The sequence below is a fragment of the Sphingomonas sp. HDW15A genome (assembly GCF_011301715.1).
In the GTDB taxonomy this organism is placed as follows: domain Bacteria; phylum Pseudomonadota; class Alphaproteobacteria; order Sphingomonadales; family Sphingomonadaceae; genus Sphingomicrobium.
Window position 1 is genome coordinate 1344962 of sequence record NZ_CP049870.1, and the last position, 13544, is coordinate 1358505.

Genomic DNA, 13544 nt, shown 5'->3' on the forward strand with positions numbered 1-13544 from the left:
AAACTGCGACTTTTTGGGGCACAATAGGAACGACTTTTAATCAGTAGGTCGCTGGTTCGAATCCAGCACGGCTCACCACCCTCGACAGGGGTGCGGTAGTATTTTGCACTCCCCATCCTCACTTGCTCCAATCTGAAGCCGTTGGAAACGAACCGGTAACGGTTTTAATCTAGCCATGAAAGCAAGCGCATGAGGCGATGCGACGGGAGTGGAAATGGAAGATCTGTCGCTCGAAACGACGAGCATTTCGCTTGACGACGAGGCACCGTCGCCCAGCGACCGCCGCGACGGCAAGCGCCACCTCACCCTGTTTCGCGTCGGTGCGATGACCATCGAGGGTCGCCGTGAACTCTGCCTCATCAAGAACATCTCGGCCGGCGGCATGCAGATTCGGCCCTATTGCACGCTCTGTGAAGGCGCGCCCCTCATCATCGAGTTGAAGACCGGAATGGCTGTTCCGGGCAAGGTCTCCTGGATCGAAGGATCGAGCGCAGGGATCGAATTCGACCGGCCGGTCGACGTCCTCGACGTTCTCGCGCCCTCCGACTCGGGTCCCCGTCCGCGAATGCCACGAGTGCAGATCGACTGCTACGCCACGGTCCGCGACGGTGCGAACATCCATCGCCTGAGAGTTTGCGATGTTTCGCAGGGCGGAGTGAAATTGCAGGGCAATGTTTCGCTCGATCCGTCTTCGGATCTGGCTGTCACCCTACCCGGACTTCCCGCGCAAGCCGCTGCCCTCAGGTGGTCGAGCGAAGGCTATATCGGCCTGACATTCAACAAGCTGCTAGCGTTGCCGGATCTGGTCGAATGGCTCCGCGCGATTCGGGACGAATCGAAAGCCGCGTAAAAAAGTAGCTCAGTCGCCGACGTGCGGCAGCGGCACTCCGAAAATCCAGTCTTCCGCGATCTTGCGTTCGCCTGGCGTCAACTCCTGCCCGCGAAGCCGCGGGCGGCGGTGGTCGGCCGCCATTCTCGGGCGGGGCGCAGGCACGTGGCGGAGGACCGATTCCGGGTCGAGCGGCTGATCGAAGGCGATTCCGGCCCTGTTCCCTGCACGCCAGGCGACATTGCCGGAAAGGCGGAGATCGCCCTTCCGAAACGTCACAAGCTGGCCGATCGCCGGAAGGCCTTCGCCTTCGACAAGCGCACCCTCCTTCGACAGGTTGCGCAGCTTCGCCTTGACCGATGCGCCGTCGAATTCGACGGTCGCCGACATCAGCACATTGGACCGGCGAGACCGGCGATTCTGACTCGAACTGCTTTCGTCCATGAAGCGGATATTAGCAGCGCAGGGTAAAATCTTCGTTTAGGCACTGACCCATGAAAGTTTCGTGGTCGCGTGTGATCCCTGTTCTGGCTTTCTTGATTCTGCTGCTGGCAGGCTGGACAGGAGGTCCGCAAAATTCCGCCGATTTCGCCATCGTCGCCGAGGCCGCGAAGTTGAGATCTCACGACCCTTTGTTGACGGCCGCGCCCGCCCTACTGACGCATCTGGGCGATGCTTATGTCCTTCTGCCCTTGAGTGCTGCCGTCGCGGCCATCCTGTTCGCAATCGGTCGCCGCCGCTCGGCCCTTCTCCTGTTCCTCACCGTCGCAGGGGAGCGTATGCTGCTGGACGGAGTGAAAATCCTTGTCGGGCGGCCGCGGCCGGAACTCGACGAGCATCCGGTCATGACCCACAGTTTCAGCTTTCCCAGCGGGCATGCCGCCAACACGATGACGGTATTTGTCGCGATCGCGCTGTTCGCTTTGCCGGAACGGCATCGCTGGTGGTCCGTGCCTACAGGAATTGCGCTTGCTGCGATGGTCGCAGCGACACGTCCGTGGCTTGGTGTCCACTGGCCGACGGATATCATCGGCGGCTGGATGCTCGCGGCCTTGTCGATCTGGGCGGCGCTTTGGGCGCAAGAGCGCTTCAGGCTGACCGATCGGGTTCCTTCACGAACAGAAGCATAAGGTTGTTCGCCAGCATGTGACGGCGCTCTTCAAGGCGAAAGCCCCGCGTTTCGGCCTCCGCGGCGAAATCCTCGACCAGGCGCAAACCCCAGCTCGAATCCCGGGCTTTAAGGCTTTGGTCGAACGCGAGATTCGAAGGCGCAGGATCGACATCCTTTTCCAGCCAGGGACCGTACATTATCAGTGGAGCGCCGATATCCAGGAGCCGTGCGGCGCCGTCGAGCAGGCCTAACGCCGCCGACCAGGGGCTGATGTGAACCATGTTGATGTTGAGGATCGCGTCAGCCTGCGAAAGCGGCCAGTCCCCCGACGAAGCGTCAAGAACGATCGGCGAGCGCAGGTTGGACGGCCCGTCTTTCGCCCAGGCGGCGATCGAGGCCAAAGCGAGCGGATCCGGGTCGCTTGGCTGCCAGGTCAGCTCCGGAAAGCGCAGAGCAAATGCCAAGGCATGCTCGCCGGTGCCACTGGCAATCTCGAGCACGGTGCCCGACTTCGGCAGCCACTCGGCAAGCACATCGCCGATTGGTTCGACATTTCGCGCCGCGGCGGGAGCGCTTCTTCGAGCCGAGCCCCCAAGGTCGCCCATTGTGTAAGGCTGCAGGCTCGGCTCAGCCATCGCCCGATATCCGAAGGGACATCACGGTTGCTTTGCTGCCTGGCGAGCGCGTCGCTCCCGAACGAAAAGCCAGACGAGCAGTCCAACCGGCCCGACCATCAGGGTCAGAAACAGGACAGGGATCTGCAATAGCCTCGAAACGCTCTTGTTGTCGGCGTCCTTTGCAATCCACTGGCCGACGAACAGGTCGAACGCGAGATAATGCGTCCAGCCGAGCACGACGCCGCCATCGCTCATGAACAGATTGCGCAAGCCCGCGATGTTGTAATCGAGGAAGTTCGGTGGCGGCGCTCCGGGCAGCCGGTTTGACTCGAACCATCCGGAATGAAGACCGACGACCATCGTCGCATAGACGAAGCAAAGGAGACCGACGCCGAGGTAGAGGACAATGGCCAATGTCTTTGGACCGCGCGGGCCCACCGCGATCAGCAACCAGCCGATCAGTGCAACGACGTTGATGATCGTAAAGACGCTGTCCCAGTTCATTAGCCGCCCCCAACCAGCGGTGCGGCGCTGACGCCATCCGGAGCCGGCGTCTTGTAGGCCAGGATCGGCTTTCGGGCGGCCAGTGTCTCGTCCAGCCGCCGGCGGGGTGCATGGACCGGTGCGGCCTTGAGCGAGGGATCGCCTGCCTTCGCCTTCCCGGCGATAGACCGAAGCGCGGCGATGAACTGGTCGAGGTTGGCCTTCGACTCCGTTTCCGTTGGCTCGACCAGCATGGCGCCGTGGACGACCAGCGGGAAATACATGGTCATCGGATGGAAGCCTTCGTCGATCAGCGCCTTGGCGACGTCGAGCGTCGTAAAGCCTTCGGCGAAACCCTTATCGCTGAAGATCGCTTCGTGCATGCACGGCCCGCTGAATGCGAACGGCGCATCGAACACGTCGTCAAGACTGCGCAGAATATAGTTGGCATTCAGCACCGCATCTTCGGCGACCTGCTTGAGGCCATCGGCGCCATGGCTAAGGATGTAGCTCAGGGCACGCGTGAACATGCCCATCTGGCCATGAAAGGCGACCATTCGGCCGAAGCTGTCGGGCATTGCCTCAGCAGCATCCTCCTCCTCGATCAGCGTGACCGTGCCATCGGCGAAGCGCGCCGTGTAGGGCAGCGGGCCGAACGGACAGAGCGCTTTCGACAGGACGACCGGCCCCGAACCCGGCCCGCCCCGCCGTGGGGAGTCGAAAAGGTCTTGTGCAGGTTTATGTGCATCGCATCGACGCCAAGGTCGCCCGGGCGCACTTTGCCGACCACCGCATTGAAGTTGGCGCCATCGCAATAGACGAAGCCACCGGCAGCGTGGACCGCGTCGCTGATCGCCTTCATCTCCGGCTCGAACAGGCCGCAGGTGTTAGGATTCGTGATCATCACGGCCGCGACGTCAGGCCCCAGGCGCGACTTCAGGGCGTCGAGATCCACCCTCCCTTCCTTCGTCGCTGGGATGTTCTCTACCCGGTAGCCGCAAAAGGCGGCTGTTGCCGGATTGGTGCCGTGCGCCGATTCGGGGACGAGCACGACCTCGCGCGCGTCGCCCCGCGCTTCGAGCGCAGCGCGGATGCAGAGCAGGCCGCAAAGCTCGCCATGGGCGCCGGCCTTGGGCGACATGGCAACGCCCTCCATGCCCGTAAGCTCGATCAGCCAGAAGGCGAGCTCGTTGATGAGTTCGATCGCGCCTTTCACCGTCTCCTTGGGTTGGAGCGGGTGGATGTCCGCGAAACCGGGAAGCCTCGCCAGTTTCTCGTTGAGGCGCGGGTTGTGCTTCATCGTGCAGCTTCCGAGCGGAAACAGGCCGAGATCGATAGCGTAATTCTGGCGCGACAGGCGCGTGTAGTGGCGCACCGCTTCCGGCTCGCTGAGCCCGGGAAGGTCGACGCCGCCGCGCTCCAGTCCGCCCAAACGGGACCTGGAACCATGGACCGGTTCGATGTCGACCCCGGTCTGGTCGCGCTTGCCGATCTCGAATAGCAAGGGCTCCTCGAGCATCAGGGCGCGGTTGCCGGTCACGCTGCCAGCACCAGATGCAGCGGTTTCCGCCGCGGGAAATTCGGGGCGCCAGCCTGCAGGATTGAGCGTGCTCACTTCACGGCCTCCTTCAAAGCTGATTCCAGAGCTTCAATGTCCTTTTCGGTGACCACTTCGGTAACGGCGACGACCAATCCCTTGGAAAGCCTGTCGACGCCCGGATAGAGGCGGCCGAGCGAGACACCGCCCAAAACGCCCTTTTCGACCATTGCATGGACGGCGGGGCGCGCCTCGACGGGCAATTCCAGCGCAAATTCGTTGAAGAAGGCGTCGTTGATCAGGCGGACCCCGGGGATTTCGGAAAGGCGCTCGGCCGCTTGGGCGGCGCGAGCATGATTGACCTTGGCCAGCGCGGACAGCCCCGCCTCCCCGAGCAAGGTCAGATGGACCGAGAATGCCAAAGCGCACAGGCCCGAGTTGGTGCAAATGTTGGACGTCGCTTTTTCGCGCCGGATATGCTGCTCGCGGGTCGAGAGGGTGAGGACAAACCCGCGCTTGCCCTCAGCGTCGACAGTCTCACCGGCGAGGCGGCCTGGCATCTGACGGACGAACTTCTCACGGGTCGCGAACAGGCCGACATAGGGTCCGCCGAACTGCAGGCCGACGCCGATCGATTGGCCCTCTCCGACGACGATGTCGGCGCCCATCTCGCCAGGAGCCTTGATGAGGCCGAGCGCGACCGGCTCGGTCACGACCGCGACGAGCAGCGCGCCTTTGACGTGGCACGCTTCGGCAATCGGCGAGAGGTCGGCGATCCGTCCCAGAATGTCCGGGTACTGGACGACCACGCAACTGGTCTCGCCATCGATCGCGGCGATCAGGGCATCGGCATCGGTCGCGGCCTCAAGCTTCGGGTCCGAAGTCTCCAGCGTGTCGCCAGTGAACCTGGCCATCGTCTTGCAGACCGAGACGTAATGCGGATGAAGACCGCCGGAAAGAATCGCCTTCTTTTTCCGAGTGATACGGCCCGCCATTCCGATCGCTTCCCAGCAGGCGGTCGAGCCGTCGTACATCGAGGCATTGGCGACTTCGCAGCCGAAGAGACGCGCCACCTGGGTCTGGAATTCGAACAAAACCTGAAGCGTGCCCTGCGCGATTTCCGGCTGGTAGGGCGTGTAGGCGGTGAGGAATTCGCCGCGCTGGATGATGTGATCGACCGAGGCCGGAACGTGATGCTTGTAGGCGCCGCAACCGAGGAAGAAGGGCACCTGCCCCGCGACCATATTTTTCGAGGCAAGCGCCGAGAGATGCCGTTCGACCGCCATTTCGGACGCGTGATTGGGCAAGCCGTGGATCGGGCCAGTCAGCCGCGCTTTTTCGGGTACGTCGCGGAACAGCGCGTCGACCGACGACTCGCCGATCAATTTCAACATGTCCGAGCGATCGGAATCGCTCAGCGGTAGGTATCGCATCAATTCGGCTTTCTCATGGTGAAGCGTAAGCGGACATAGTCGGCCACGTCGGTCTGAACACGGTCGGCGACCGCATCGGCAATGGATTGACGTTCTTCGGGCGGAACGCCGGCGCGGTCGAGCCAGCCGGCGCGGAAGGTCAAGACCCAGGCGGCGACGCCATGTTCGAGCGGGGTAGGCCGCTCGACGAGCCGGGCATCGATATCCTTGAACCCGGCCTGCTCGTAGAGGGCGACGAACTCCTCGACCGAAGGGTACCAATTTGCGGCATAGGTCGGTGGGCCGTAGCCGTGGAGGACGAGCACGTCGTCCAGGGCCTCGCGCAGATGCTTGAGATTGCCCTCCCCGCCCATTTCGCCAGCGAAGCGGCCGCCGTTCTTGAGCGCGAACCAGATCGCCCGCGCCGCGCGCTCCTTGTCCAGGACCCAGTGCAGCGTTGCGTTGGAAAAAACAGCGTCGAAGGCCTCTGCGAACTTCAACTCAGCGGCATCCATCAGGCGCACGTCGAGGCCCTTGGCCTTGGCCGCAGCGATCATCGAGAGATTGTTGTCGATGCCGACAACATCGGCGCCGCGCTGCTTGATCTTCAGGGTCAGCGTGCCGTCGCCGCATCCGACATCCAGGATATGCTCGCCCGGCTGCGGATCGAGAAGCTCAAGCGCCGCTTGGCCCAGGGTCGGCACGAAACCGCCGACACGGGCGTAGGCCTCCGCATCCCACTGAGAGGTCGAGGCAGGCGCGTCGCTCAAAGCGTTGAACAATATTCGCGGTAGGCGGCCTCATCCATCAGGCCGTCGAGCTCCGACGTGTCGGCGAGCTTCATGGTGAAGAACCAGCCGTTGCCTTCGGGATCGGTGTTGACCAGCGAGGGGTCGTCGGCGACCGCGCCATTGCCCTGGATGACCTCGCCCGTTGCCGGGGCGTAGACGTCGCTTGCGGCCTTGACGCTTTCCACCACGGCGGCGTCGTCGCCCTTCTTCAATTGCTTGCCGCTTTCGGGCACCTCGGCGAACACGATGTCGCCGAGCGCATTCTGGGCGTGTTCGGAGATGCCAACGGTCGCGACTTCGCCGTCGAGGCGAATCCACTCATGGTCCTTAGTGAAATAGAGGCTCATCGCTCAGGCTCCTACTGGCTTGCGGTGGTAGCGGTGGGGAACGAACGGCATGGCCGTGACTTCGGCCTGGAACAGCTTGCCGCGGTGGGACAGTTTAATTTGCGTGCCCGGCTGGGCCATCGCCAACGGCACGTAGGCCATCGCGATCGGCCGCTGCAGGGTTGGCGAGAAAGTGCCGCTAGTGACCTTGCCGACTTCATTCGCTTCCCGATCCAATACCATCGCGCCCTCGCGGACAGGCTGGCGGCCATCGATATTGAGGCCGACGCGCTTCGATATCGGGCCGTTGTCGATCTCGCCAACGATCCGGCCGGCGCCGGGAAAGCCGCCTTCGGCGCGGCGGCGCTTGCCGATCGCAAACTGAAGGTCGGCCATGACCGGTGTCGTTTCCCGGTCGAGGTCGTGGCCGTAGAGCGGCAGGCCGGCCTCGAGGCGTAGCGAGTCGCGCGCTCCTAGGCCTATTGGCCGCACCCGTTGATCAGCAACGAGCGCATCGGCCACTTCGGCAACGACGCTGGACGTGACGGAAATTTCGAACCCGTCCTCTCCGGTATAGCCAGAGCGGCTGATCCAGGCCGGATGACCGGCTAGCTGGAACATCGCGCCTTGCATGAACGCCAGTTCGCCGACCCCGGGGGCAAGGGCTATGAGAACCGCCGCAGCCTCCGGCCCCTGGAGCGCAAGCAGCGACTGTTCCTTCATGTGATCGAGAATGATTCCGCGCGGCAGGCGCTTCTCAAACTCTTCGATATCGCCCTGCTTGGTGGCGCCATTGACGACGACGTAGAAATGATCGCCCCGCCGCGTGGCCATGAGATCGTCGATGATCCCGCCATTTTCGTCAAGCAGCATCGAGTAGCGAAGACGGCCGTCTTTCAGTTCCTGGAGCGTGCCCGGGAGCAGGGTTTCGAGCGCGCGGTCAACGCCTTCGCCGAGGAACAGAAGCTGGCCCATGTGGCTGACGTCGAACAAGCCAGCGTGGGTGCGGGTCCACTGATGCTCGGCCATGACACCCTCATACTGAACCGGCATTTCATAGCCCGCGAACGGGACCATTCGCGCGCCCTTGGCGCGGTGCCATGAGTCGAGCGCGAGGGTCTTCAGGACTTCAGGTTCGACGCCTTCGCCGCCGTCCGGGTCGCCGCTGTAGGGCGTTCCCCGCGCCTGATGGTCGTCGGTGGGACCATTGTGGACGATACGGCTCATCGGGCGCTCCTTCGCGACACTGGGCGATGACGACCCAACGCCTGAAGCGTCCGGCTGTCACCACCCCCGTCTGTCGCTTTCGGCCTGAGAGCTTTGCCCCTTCGGCGGCCCCGCGCTCGTCGCCCGGGACACTTTCCAGACTGTCCAAAGGGCCGCGCGGTCCTTTTGCCTGAGAGATTCCGGGGGCGGTTGCTCCTTCGGCGCCCATGAGCCTTGCGGCCCACGGGTCTCTCCCGCGCGATCCTCGAGCACTGGCGAGCCCGGGACGAGGCCTGCCTTGGCCGTGGCCCGTCCCCAAGTCAAACGATTCGCGCGCGCACGGGCGCGCGGCTCGGCCGGACTAACGGGTCGCGTTGTAGCGAAGCTGGTCGTCGGTGAGCTGGAACCCGACGAGATGCTCGAACGTCGCCTGGGCGACGGCGTCGCGGATGCGCGGATCCGACAACGGGTCGACGGCGGCATCGGGATCGCCGGCTTTGCGCTTGCGCGTAAGCTCCGCCCTGATGTCGGCGGGCAGCGAAGCCGCGCCGCGATGGACCTGGACCGCGACTCGCGAACTGGTCTGGGCGCGGATGGCGCCGGCCGGGAAATCGAGCGCGACAGCGCCGACCTTCTTGGCCGCGACGGACGTGCCGCCGCGCATGACGACGTTGAAGAAGGGCAACACGACCTGGCGGGCCGGACCGGCGTCACGGCGTGTGGCGACAACGTCAAACCCGGCGGTCGAAACGATGTAATCCCCGCTCTCGTCGCAAGTGACGCGCAGATTGGTGATCGCGGCTTCCACATCGATCGCCGCTGCGGCGGTACTCCCGGGCGGATCGAAAAGGGTGATATCCCCGGTTCCGGCAGGGATGCCCGGCTGCGGGCAGGTCGAGCGGACGACATAGATGCCGCCATCGTCGACGCGGCCTTCGCGCGTGCACGCGGCAGACAGCAGGGCCAGAGCGGTCATCGACAAAAGACGAAGCTTCACGATCGTTACAATCCTTATCGTAGGGCGCCTGGGGTATCGCCGGGTGCCAGCGTCATAGGAAGCGCCTTGGCTCCCTGCAAGCAATCGCTTACATCGCGGGCATGTCTCCCGAACGACCCAAGCTCGACGTACTTATTGCTGCCCCACGCGGGTTCTGCGCGGGCGTCGACCGAGCGATTAACATCGTCGAACTTTCGATCGAGCGCTTCGGGCCGCCCGTCTATGTCCGGCACGAGATCGTCCACAACCGCTTCGTCGTTGACCGCCTTCGGGGGCTTGGCGCGGTGTTCGTCGACGAACTCGACGAGGTGCCTGACGGCCGCCCGGTCATCTTCAGTGCTCATGGCGTGCCGAAGGTCGTCCCGAGGGCAGCACAGGCGCGCGGCCTTGACTATCTCGACGCCACCTGCCCGCTCGTCAGCAAGGTTCATCGCCAGGCGCAGAGGATGATCGAGGATGATCGCCACATCCTGTTCATCGGGCATGCCGGCCATCCCGAGGTCATCGGCACAATGGGCCAGGTCGATTCCGACCGTATCAGCCTGATAGAGACGATTGACGACGTCGCCGCATTCGATCCCGCGGGGCGCGAACGACTGGCCTTCTTGACCCAAACGACCCTGTCGGTCGACGACACGGCGGAAATCGTCGCCGCTCTCCGGGCACGATTCCCGGAGATCCGCGGTCCCAAGGCCGAAGACATTTGCTACGCGACATCCAATCGCCAGGCCGCGGTCAAGGGTATCGCGTCGGAATGCGAGCGGATGCTCGTCATTGGTTCCCCGGCAAGCAGCAACAGCCTTCGCCTGGCCGAGGTCGCCGAGCGTATGAACGTTTCCGCGCGGCTGATCGAACGCGCCAGCGACATTGATTGGGAGTGGCTCGGCAAGCCGCGAAGCATTGGCGTGACGGCAGGCGCATCGGCCCCGGAGACCCTGGTGCGCGAGGTGCTGGATGCGCTGGCGGAGCGTTTCGACACCTGTGAGCGCGAAGGCCCCGACGTGCAGGAAGACATGGTCTTCAAGCTGCCCCGCGAACTAGTCGACTGAGGTTGGCGCTAAACCATGGCTGACCTGCCGCTGGTCGAAATCTTCACCGATGGCGCCTGCAAGGGAAATCCCGGGCCGGGCGGCTGGGGCGCGATCCTGCGATCCGCCGACGGCCGCGAGCGCGAACTGTCGGGCGGCGAGGCTCCGACGACCAACAACCGCATGGAACTCACTGCCGCCATTGAAGCGCTGAATGCTCTGAAGCGCCCCTGCCGGGTCGAACTTCATACTGACAGCAACTACCTGCGCGACGGGATCACCAAGTGGATTCACGGCTGGCGGAAGAACGGCTGGCGGACCGCCGGCAAGAAGCCGGTGAAGAATGCCGAGCTATGGCAGGCGCTGCTCGATGCTTCCGGCCCGCATCATGTCGCCTGGCACTGGGTGAAGGCGCACAACGGCCATATCGAAAACGAACGCGCCGACGCGCTGGCGTGCGCCGAAGCGGAGAAGCGCCGCTAGGAGCGAAGACTGCGCGGTGCGAAATCGGCCGTGTCGAGGCCGGCCAGTTCCTCGCCGAGCGGCTCTCCGAGGACCAGGCAGGCGCAAAGCAGGGATGCGGCGGGCGCGGTCTGGATGCCCATTCCGCCCTGGCCCACGCACCAGAAGAAGCCGGGCGCTTGGGGGTCGGAGCCGAACTTCATCGCACGGTCGGGAGCGAAGGTGCGAAGTCCGGCCCATTTGCGCTCGACCGCCTCGACCGGCCAGTCGACGGCTTTCTCAAACCGGTCGACGGCGATTGCGACGTCAATTTCTTCCGGCGCCGCGTCGCACGGGTCGGCAGAAGTTTCGTCAAGCGGGCAAACCCAGACGCTGTTGTCGCCCTCGCCCTTGAAATAGAAGCTTTCGTGAAGGTCGGTGACAAACGGCACGTCGCGAAGGCCGTGGCGGCCGACCCGGAGCTGGACCACCGTCCGGCGCTTGGGAACGAGGCCGAGTGGCGCCACGCCTGCGCGGCCGGCGACATCGTCGCCCCAGGCGCCAGCGGCGTTGACAAGCGTTGCGGTTAAAACCGACCCAGCGTTTGTCTCAACGAGCCAGCGCCCGTTCTCGCGATGTGCGGAGTTCATGGCACGGTCGATGGCAATGGTTGCACCGGCCCGTCGTGCGGTAGCCAGGCAGGCAGCATGGAAGGCGGCGACGTCAATGTCGGCGCAGCTCGGCTCAAGCCAGCCGCCAGTCCACTGCTCGCGAAGCCCGGGAAGCAACGAATCGAGCTCGGATCGGTCGATCCGCCGCGGACGGTTCGCGGACTCCAACCCTTCAATGTCGCCAAACTCTTCGTGGCTTTGCCGGGTGAGGTGAATTGCGCCGCGGGTGCGAAGCAACGGAGTCGGGCAGTCCGGCCAGTTCGAATCGAACATCGGCTTGGACAGGACGCTTAACCGCCGCTCCGGACTGCTTCCACCTAGGCTCGCCTGCCAGAAGGCCACCGAGCGCCCCGTCGAATGGCGTCCGCAGATGTCCTCGCTCTCAAGCAGCAGGACACGCCGCGCGCCAGCTAACCGGGCGGCGAGGCTTGCGCCGGCGATCCCGCCGCCGACGATGACGATGTCGTAAGTCTCCATTTCTGCGCTGGTTACGGTTTGTAAAAGCCCGGCGTCTAGTGGTGACGCATGATGAATGACGGATTCACCCTGGCGCTGATGGCGGTTCTGGCCCTCCTGCTGATCGTCGCGGCGCTCATCGACGTGCGCACATTCACGATTTCGAACCGTCTGAATGCCGCAATCGCGCTGATGGCCCCGATCTATTGGTGGTCGATCCAGCTGCCGCTGTGGCCGGACGGAGCAATCCGCGTAGGAGTCGCGTGCCTCGTTTTCGCGCTTCTCGCAGTAACCTTTTTCATTGGCATGATGGGCGGTGGTGACGTCAAGCTGGCGGCGGCGCTGGCCTTGTGGTTCCAGCCTTGGGAGACCGCGCGTTTCATTGTCTACATGTCGATCGCGGGCGGTCTGCTGACGATTATCGTCATGTGGGCACACCGTCGCTGGCCGGGCTGGCAGGTCGATGAACAGGGCCAGTCTCGGGCCAAGCCCGAGGTGCCGTACGGGGTTGCGATCGCCATCGGCGCGCTCGTCATTCTCGCCCAACGGTTTCTTAACCATTTTGCCTGATTGATGAGGACCATTGAGGGGACCCTCTAGGGGAGGCGTAATCGCCATGGACGTGAAGAAAGTCGCACTGCTCGTCGGAGCTCTGGTCATCGCGGTCGTCACCGCAGTCATGGCCAAGAACATGTTCGCCGGAAGCGGAGCCGACCAGGCTTCGGCCGCACCTGCAGTCCCGGTCGGGCCGAAGGTCCTGGTGGCGCGCAAAGCGCTTCCGGTTGGCACGATCATCGACCAGGAAGCCCTGACCTTCCAGCCCTGGCCTAGCGAACTGATGCAGGAAGCCTATTACACCGAGGGCGGCCCGGACTCCGACATGTCGAAGCTTCTCGGCACCGTCGTCCGCAATCCGATCACCGCCGGCCAGCCGATCACGCGCGGCGCACTCGTCGGACCGAACGATCGCGGCTTCCTCGCCGCGGCGCTTGGCCCGGGCATGCGCGCCGTTACGGTTCCGGTGTCCGCGACCAGCGGCGTTGCCGGCTTCGTCTTCCCGGGCGATCGCATCGACCTGGTGCTGACCCAGGAAGTCGCCGGCGGCGGCGACGGCCCGCCCCTCAAGGTTTCCGAGACGATCGTTCGCAACCTGCGCGTCCTTGCCGTCGACCAGCGCGTCACCTCGCTGAACGAGGAAGGCAAGCAGGAAGCCAAGCCGTATGCAAACGTGACGTTCGAATCGACGCCGCGAATCGCCGAGAAGATTGCCGTCGCGCAGTCGATCGGGATGCTGTCGTTGTCGCTTCGCTCGATCGCCGACAATGCCGCCGAACTCGAGCGTGCTGTCGCCAGCGGCGAAGTGAAGATGCCGGAAGGCGCAAACCCAGCCGACGAGCGGCGCATGCTGCTGGCCGTGGCCAACCGCCCGGCCGACAATTCGACGACCTTTACGACCGGTGGCGATGTCTCGCGCTTCCAGCGCCGCAGCGTGCCGGGCCGTACCGCTGCTCCAGCTGCCGCATCGGCATCGGGCGCAGCAATCAGTGCCGGCGGTGGAGCTGCGAGCGTGCCTGCGGGCCCGGTCGTTCGGATTTCCCGCGGCAACAATGTCACCGTCGTTCCGGTGGGAGCTCGCTAA

15 protein-coding genes, 1 pseudogene and 1 riboswitch are annotated in these 13544 nt (G+C 64.2%); of the genes and pseudogenes, 6 read left to right on the plus strand and 10 right to left on the minus strand.

The genetic code is table 11. The annotated features are described in order from the left end of the window. The first annotated feature begins 214 nt into the window (after positions 1-214). Positions 215-850 (plus strand): PilZ domain-containing protein, encoded by a 636-nt coding sequence (locus G7076_RS06950; RefSeq protein ID WP_206367510.1) that lies wholly within the window; start codon positions 215-217, stop codon positions 848-850. A 9-nt stretch (positions 851-859) separates the two neighbouring features. On the opposite strand, the gene G7076_RS06955 is transcribed toward G7076_RS06950, so the two are convergent. Further along, positions 860-1273, minus strand: a complete 414-nt coding sequence (locus G7076_RS06955) for a PilZ domain-containing protein (RefSeq protein WP_166201540.1) — start codon at positions 1271-1273, stop codon at positions 860-862. 50 nt (positions 1274-1323) lie between these two features. Between G7076_RS06955 and G7076_RS06960 the strand changes: the two genes are divergently transcribed. Further along, a complete protein-coding gene (locus G7076_RS06960) occupies positions 1324-1959 on the plus strand; it encodes a phosphatase PAP2 family protein (protein ID WP_166201542.1) in 636 nt (211 codons plus the stop codon). On the opposite strand, the gene G7076_RS06965 is transcribed toward G7076_RS06960, so the two are convergent. The 8 genes and pseudogenes from G7076_RS06965 to G7076_RS07000 all read right to left on the minus strand — a co-directional run bounded on the left by G7076_RS06965 (position 1919) and on the right by G7076_RS07000 (position 9309). Further along, on the minus strand, positions 1919-2575 hold the full coding sequence (locus tag G7076_RS06965; protein ID WP_166201544.1) for a DUF938 domain-containing protein: 657 nt from the start codon (positions 2573-2575) through the stop codon (positions 1919-1921). The two genes, G7076_RS06960 and G7076_RS06965, sit on opposite strands and share 41 nt — an antisense overlap. Before the next feature lie 21 nt (positions 2576-2596). Further along, positions 2597-3061: an ABA4-like family protein gene (locus G7076_RS06970; RefSeq protein WP_166201546.1), complete on the minus strand. Its 465-nt coding sequence runs from the start codon at positions 3059-3061 to the stop codon at positions 2597-2599. Next, positions 3061-4655: pseudogene (gcvPB, locus tag G7076_RS06975) on the minus strand (aminomethyl-transferring glycine dehydrogenase subunit GcvPB). Before gcvPB ends, G7076_RS06970 begins: the two are co-directional and overlap by 1 nt. Then, on the minus strand, positions 4652-6010 hold the full coding sequence (gene gcvPA / locus G7076_RS06980; RefSeq protein WP_166201548.1) for an aminomethyl-transferring glycine dehydrogenase subunit GcvPA: 1359 nt from the start codon (positions 6008-6010) through the stop codon (positions 4652-4654). Before gcvPA ends, gcvPB begins: the two are co-directional and overlap by 4 nt. Beyond that, positions 6010-6759 carry a class I SAM-dependent methyltransferase gene (locus tag G7076_RS06985; RefSeq protein WP_166201550.1) on the minus strand — a complete coding sequence of 250 codons (750 nt, stop codon included), beginning with the start codon at positions 6757-6759 and terminating at the stop codon, positions 6010-6012. Before G7076_RS06985 ends, gcvPA begins: the two co-directional genes overlap by 1 nt. Then, positions 6756-7127: a glycine cleavage system protein GcvH gene (gcvH, locus tag G7076_RS06990; RefSeq protein ID WP_166201552.1), complete on the minus strand. Its 372-nt coding sequence runs from the start codon at positions 7125-7127 to the stop codon at positions 6756-6758. Before gcvH ends, G7076_RS06985 begins: the two co-directional genes overlap by 4 nt. Positions 7128-7130: 3 nt before the next feature. Further along, entirely contained in the window at positions 7131-8333 is a 1203-nt protein-coding gene (gene gcvT / locus G7076_RS06995) for a glycine cleavage system aminomethyltransferase GcvT (RefSeq protein WP_166201554.1), read from the minus strand. A 147-nt stretch (positions 8334-8480) separates the two neighbouring features. Next, a riboswitch (glycine riboswitch) is annotated at positions 8481-8579 on the minus strand. Positions 8580-8673: 94 nt separating this feature from the next. After that, positions 8674-9309 carry a hypothetical protein gene (locus tag G7076_RS07000; protein WP_240913737.1) on the minus strand — a complete coding sequence of 212 codons (636 nt, stop codon included), beginning with the start codon at positions 9307-9309 and terminating at the stop codon, positions 8674-8676. Positions 9310-9410: 101 nt separating this feature from the next. Here G7076_RS07000 and ispH point away from each other — a divergent pair, with 101 nt between their 5' ends. Both ispH and rnhA read left to right on the plus strand, forming a co-directional pair. Next, entirely contained in the window at positions 9411-10358 is a 948-nt protein-coding gene (ispH, locus tag G7076_RS07005; RefSeq protein WP_166201556.1) for a 4-hydroxy-3-methylbut-2-enyl diphosphate reductase, read from the plus strand. A gap of 15 nt (positions 10359-10373) precedes the next feature. Beyond that, positions 10374-10820: a ribonuclease HI gene (gene rnhA / locus G7076_RS07010; protein ID WP_166201558.1), complete on the plus strand. Its 447-nt coding sequence runs from the start codon at positions 10374-10376 to the stop codon at positions 10818-10820. Here rnhA and G7076_RS07015 read toward each other — a convergent pair. Next, entirely contained in the window at positions 10817-11926 is a 1110-nt protein-coding gene (locus tag G7076_RS07015) for an FAD-binding oxidoreductase (RefSeq protein ID WP_166201560.1), read from the minus strand. The genes rnhA and G7076_RS07015 overlap by 4 nt on opposite strands. 48 nt (positions 11927-11974) lie before the next feature. On the opposite strand from G7076_RS07015, the gene G7076_RS07020 reads away from it, so the two are divergent. Next, a complete protein-coding gene (locus G7076_RS07020; RefSeq protein WP_166201562.1) occupies positions 11975-12475 on the plus strand; it encodes a prepilin peptidase in 501 nt (166 codons plus the stop codon). A gap of 46 nt (positions 12476-12521) precedes the next feature. Beyond that, positions 12522-13544 carry a Flp pilus assembly protein CpaB gene (gene cpaB / locus G7076_RS07025; protein ID WP_166201564.1) on the plus strand — a complete coding sequence of 341 codons (1023 nt, stop codon included), beginning with the start codon at positions 12522-12524 and terminating at the stop codon, positions 13542-13544.

Coding starts and splice junctions, on each gene's coding strand:
- G7076_RS06955 (WP_166201540.1), bottom strand. CDS start 1,273: ATGGACGAAAGCAGTTCGAGTCAGAATCGCCGGTCTCGCCGGTCCAAT.
- ispH (WP_166201556.1), top strand. CDS start 9,411: ATGTCTCCCGAACGACCCAAGCTCGACGTACTTATTGCTGCCCCACGC.
- G7076_RS06950 (WP_206367510.1), top strand. CDS start 215: ATGGAAGATCTGTCGCTCGAAACGACGAGCATTTCGCTTGACGACGAG.
- gcvH (WP_166201552.1), bottom strand. CDS start 7,127: ATGAGCCTCTATTTCACTAAGGACCATGAGTGGATTCGCCTCGACGGC.
- rnhA (WP_166201558.1), top strand. CDS start 10,374: ATGGCTGACCTGCCGCTGGTCGAAATCTTCACCGATGGCGCCTGCAAG.
- gcvPA (WP_166201548.1), bottom strand. CDS start 6,010: ATGCGATACCTACCGCTGAGCGATTCCGATCGCTCGGACATGTTGAAA.
- cpaB (WP_166201564.1), top strand. CDS start 12,522: ATGGACGTGAAGAAAGTCGCACTGCTCGTCGGAGCTCTGGTCATCGCG.
- G7076_RS06970 (WP_166201546.1), bottom strand. CDS start 3,061: ATGAACTGGGACAGCGTCTTTACGATCATCAACGTCGTTGCACTGATC.
- G7076_RS06965 (WP_166201544.1), bottom strand. CDS start 2,575: ATGGCTGAGCCGAGCCTGCAGCCTTACACAATGGGCGACCTTGGGGGC.
- G7076_RS06960 (WP_166201542.1), top strand. CDS start 1,324: ATGAAAGTTTCGTGGTCGCGTGTGATCCCTGTTCTGGCTTTCTTGATT.
- G7076_RS07020 (WP_166201562.1), top strand. CDS start 11,975: ATGATGAATGACGGATTCACCCTGGCGCTGATGGCGGTTCTGGCCCTC.
- G7076_RS07015 (WP_166201560.1), bottom strand. CDS start 11,926: ATGGAGACTTACGACATCGTCATCGTCGGCGGCGGGATCGCCGGCGCA.
- gcvT (WP_166201554.1), bottom strand. CDS start 8,333: ATGAGCCGTATCGTCCACAATGGTCCCACCGACGACCATCAGGCGCGG.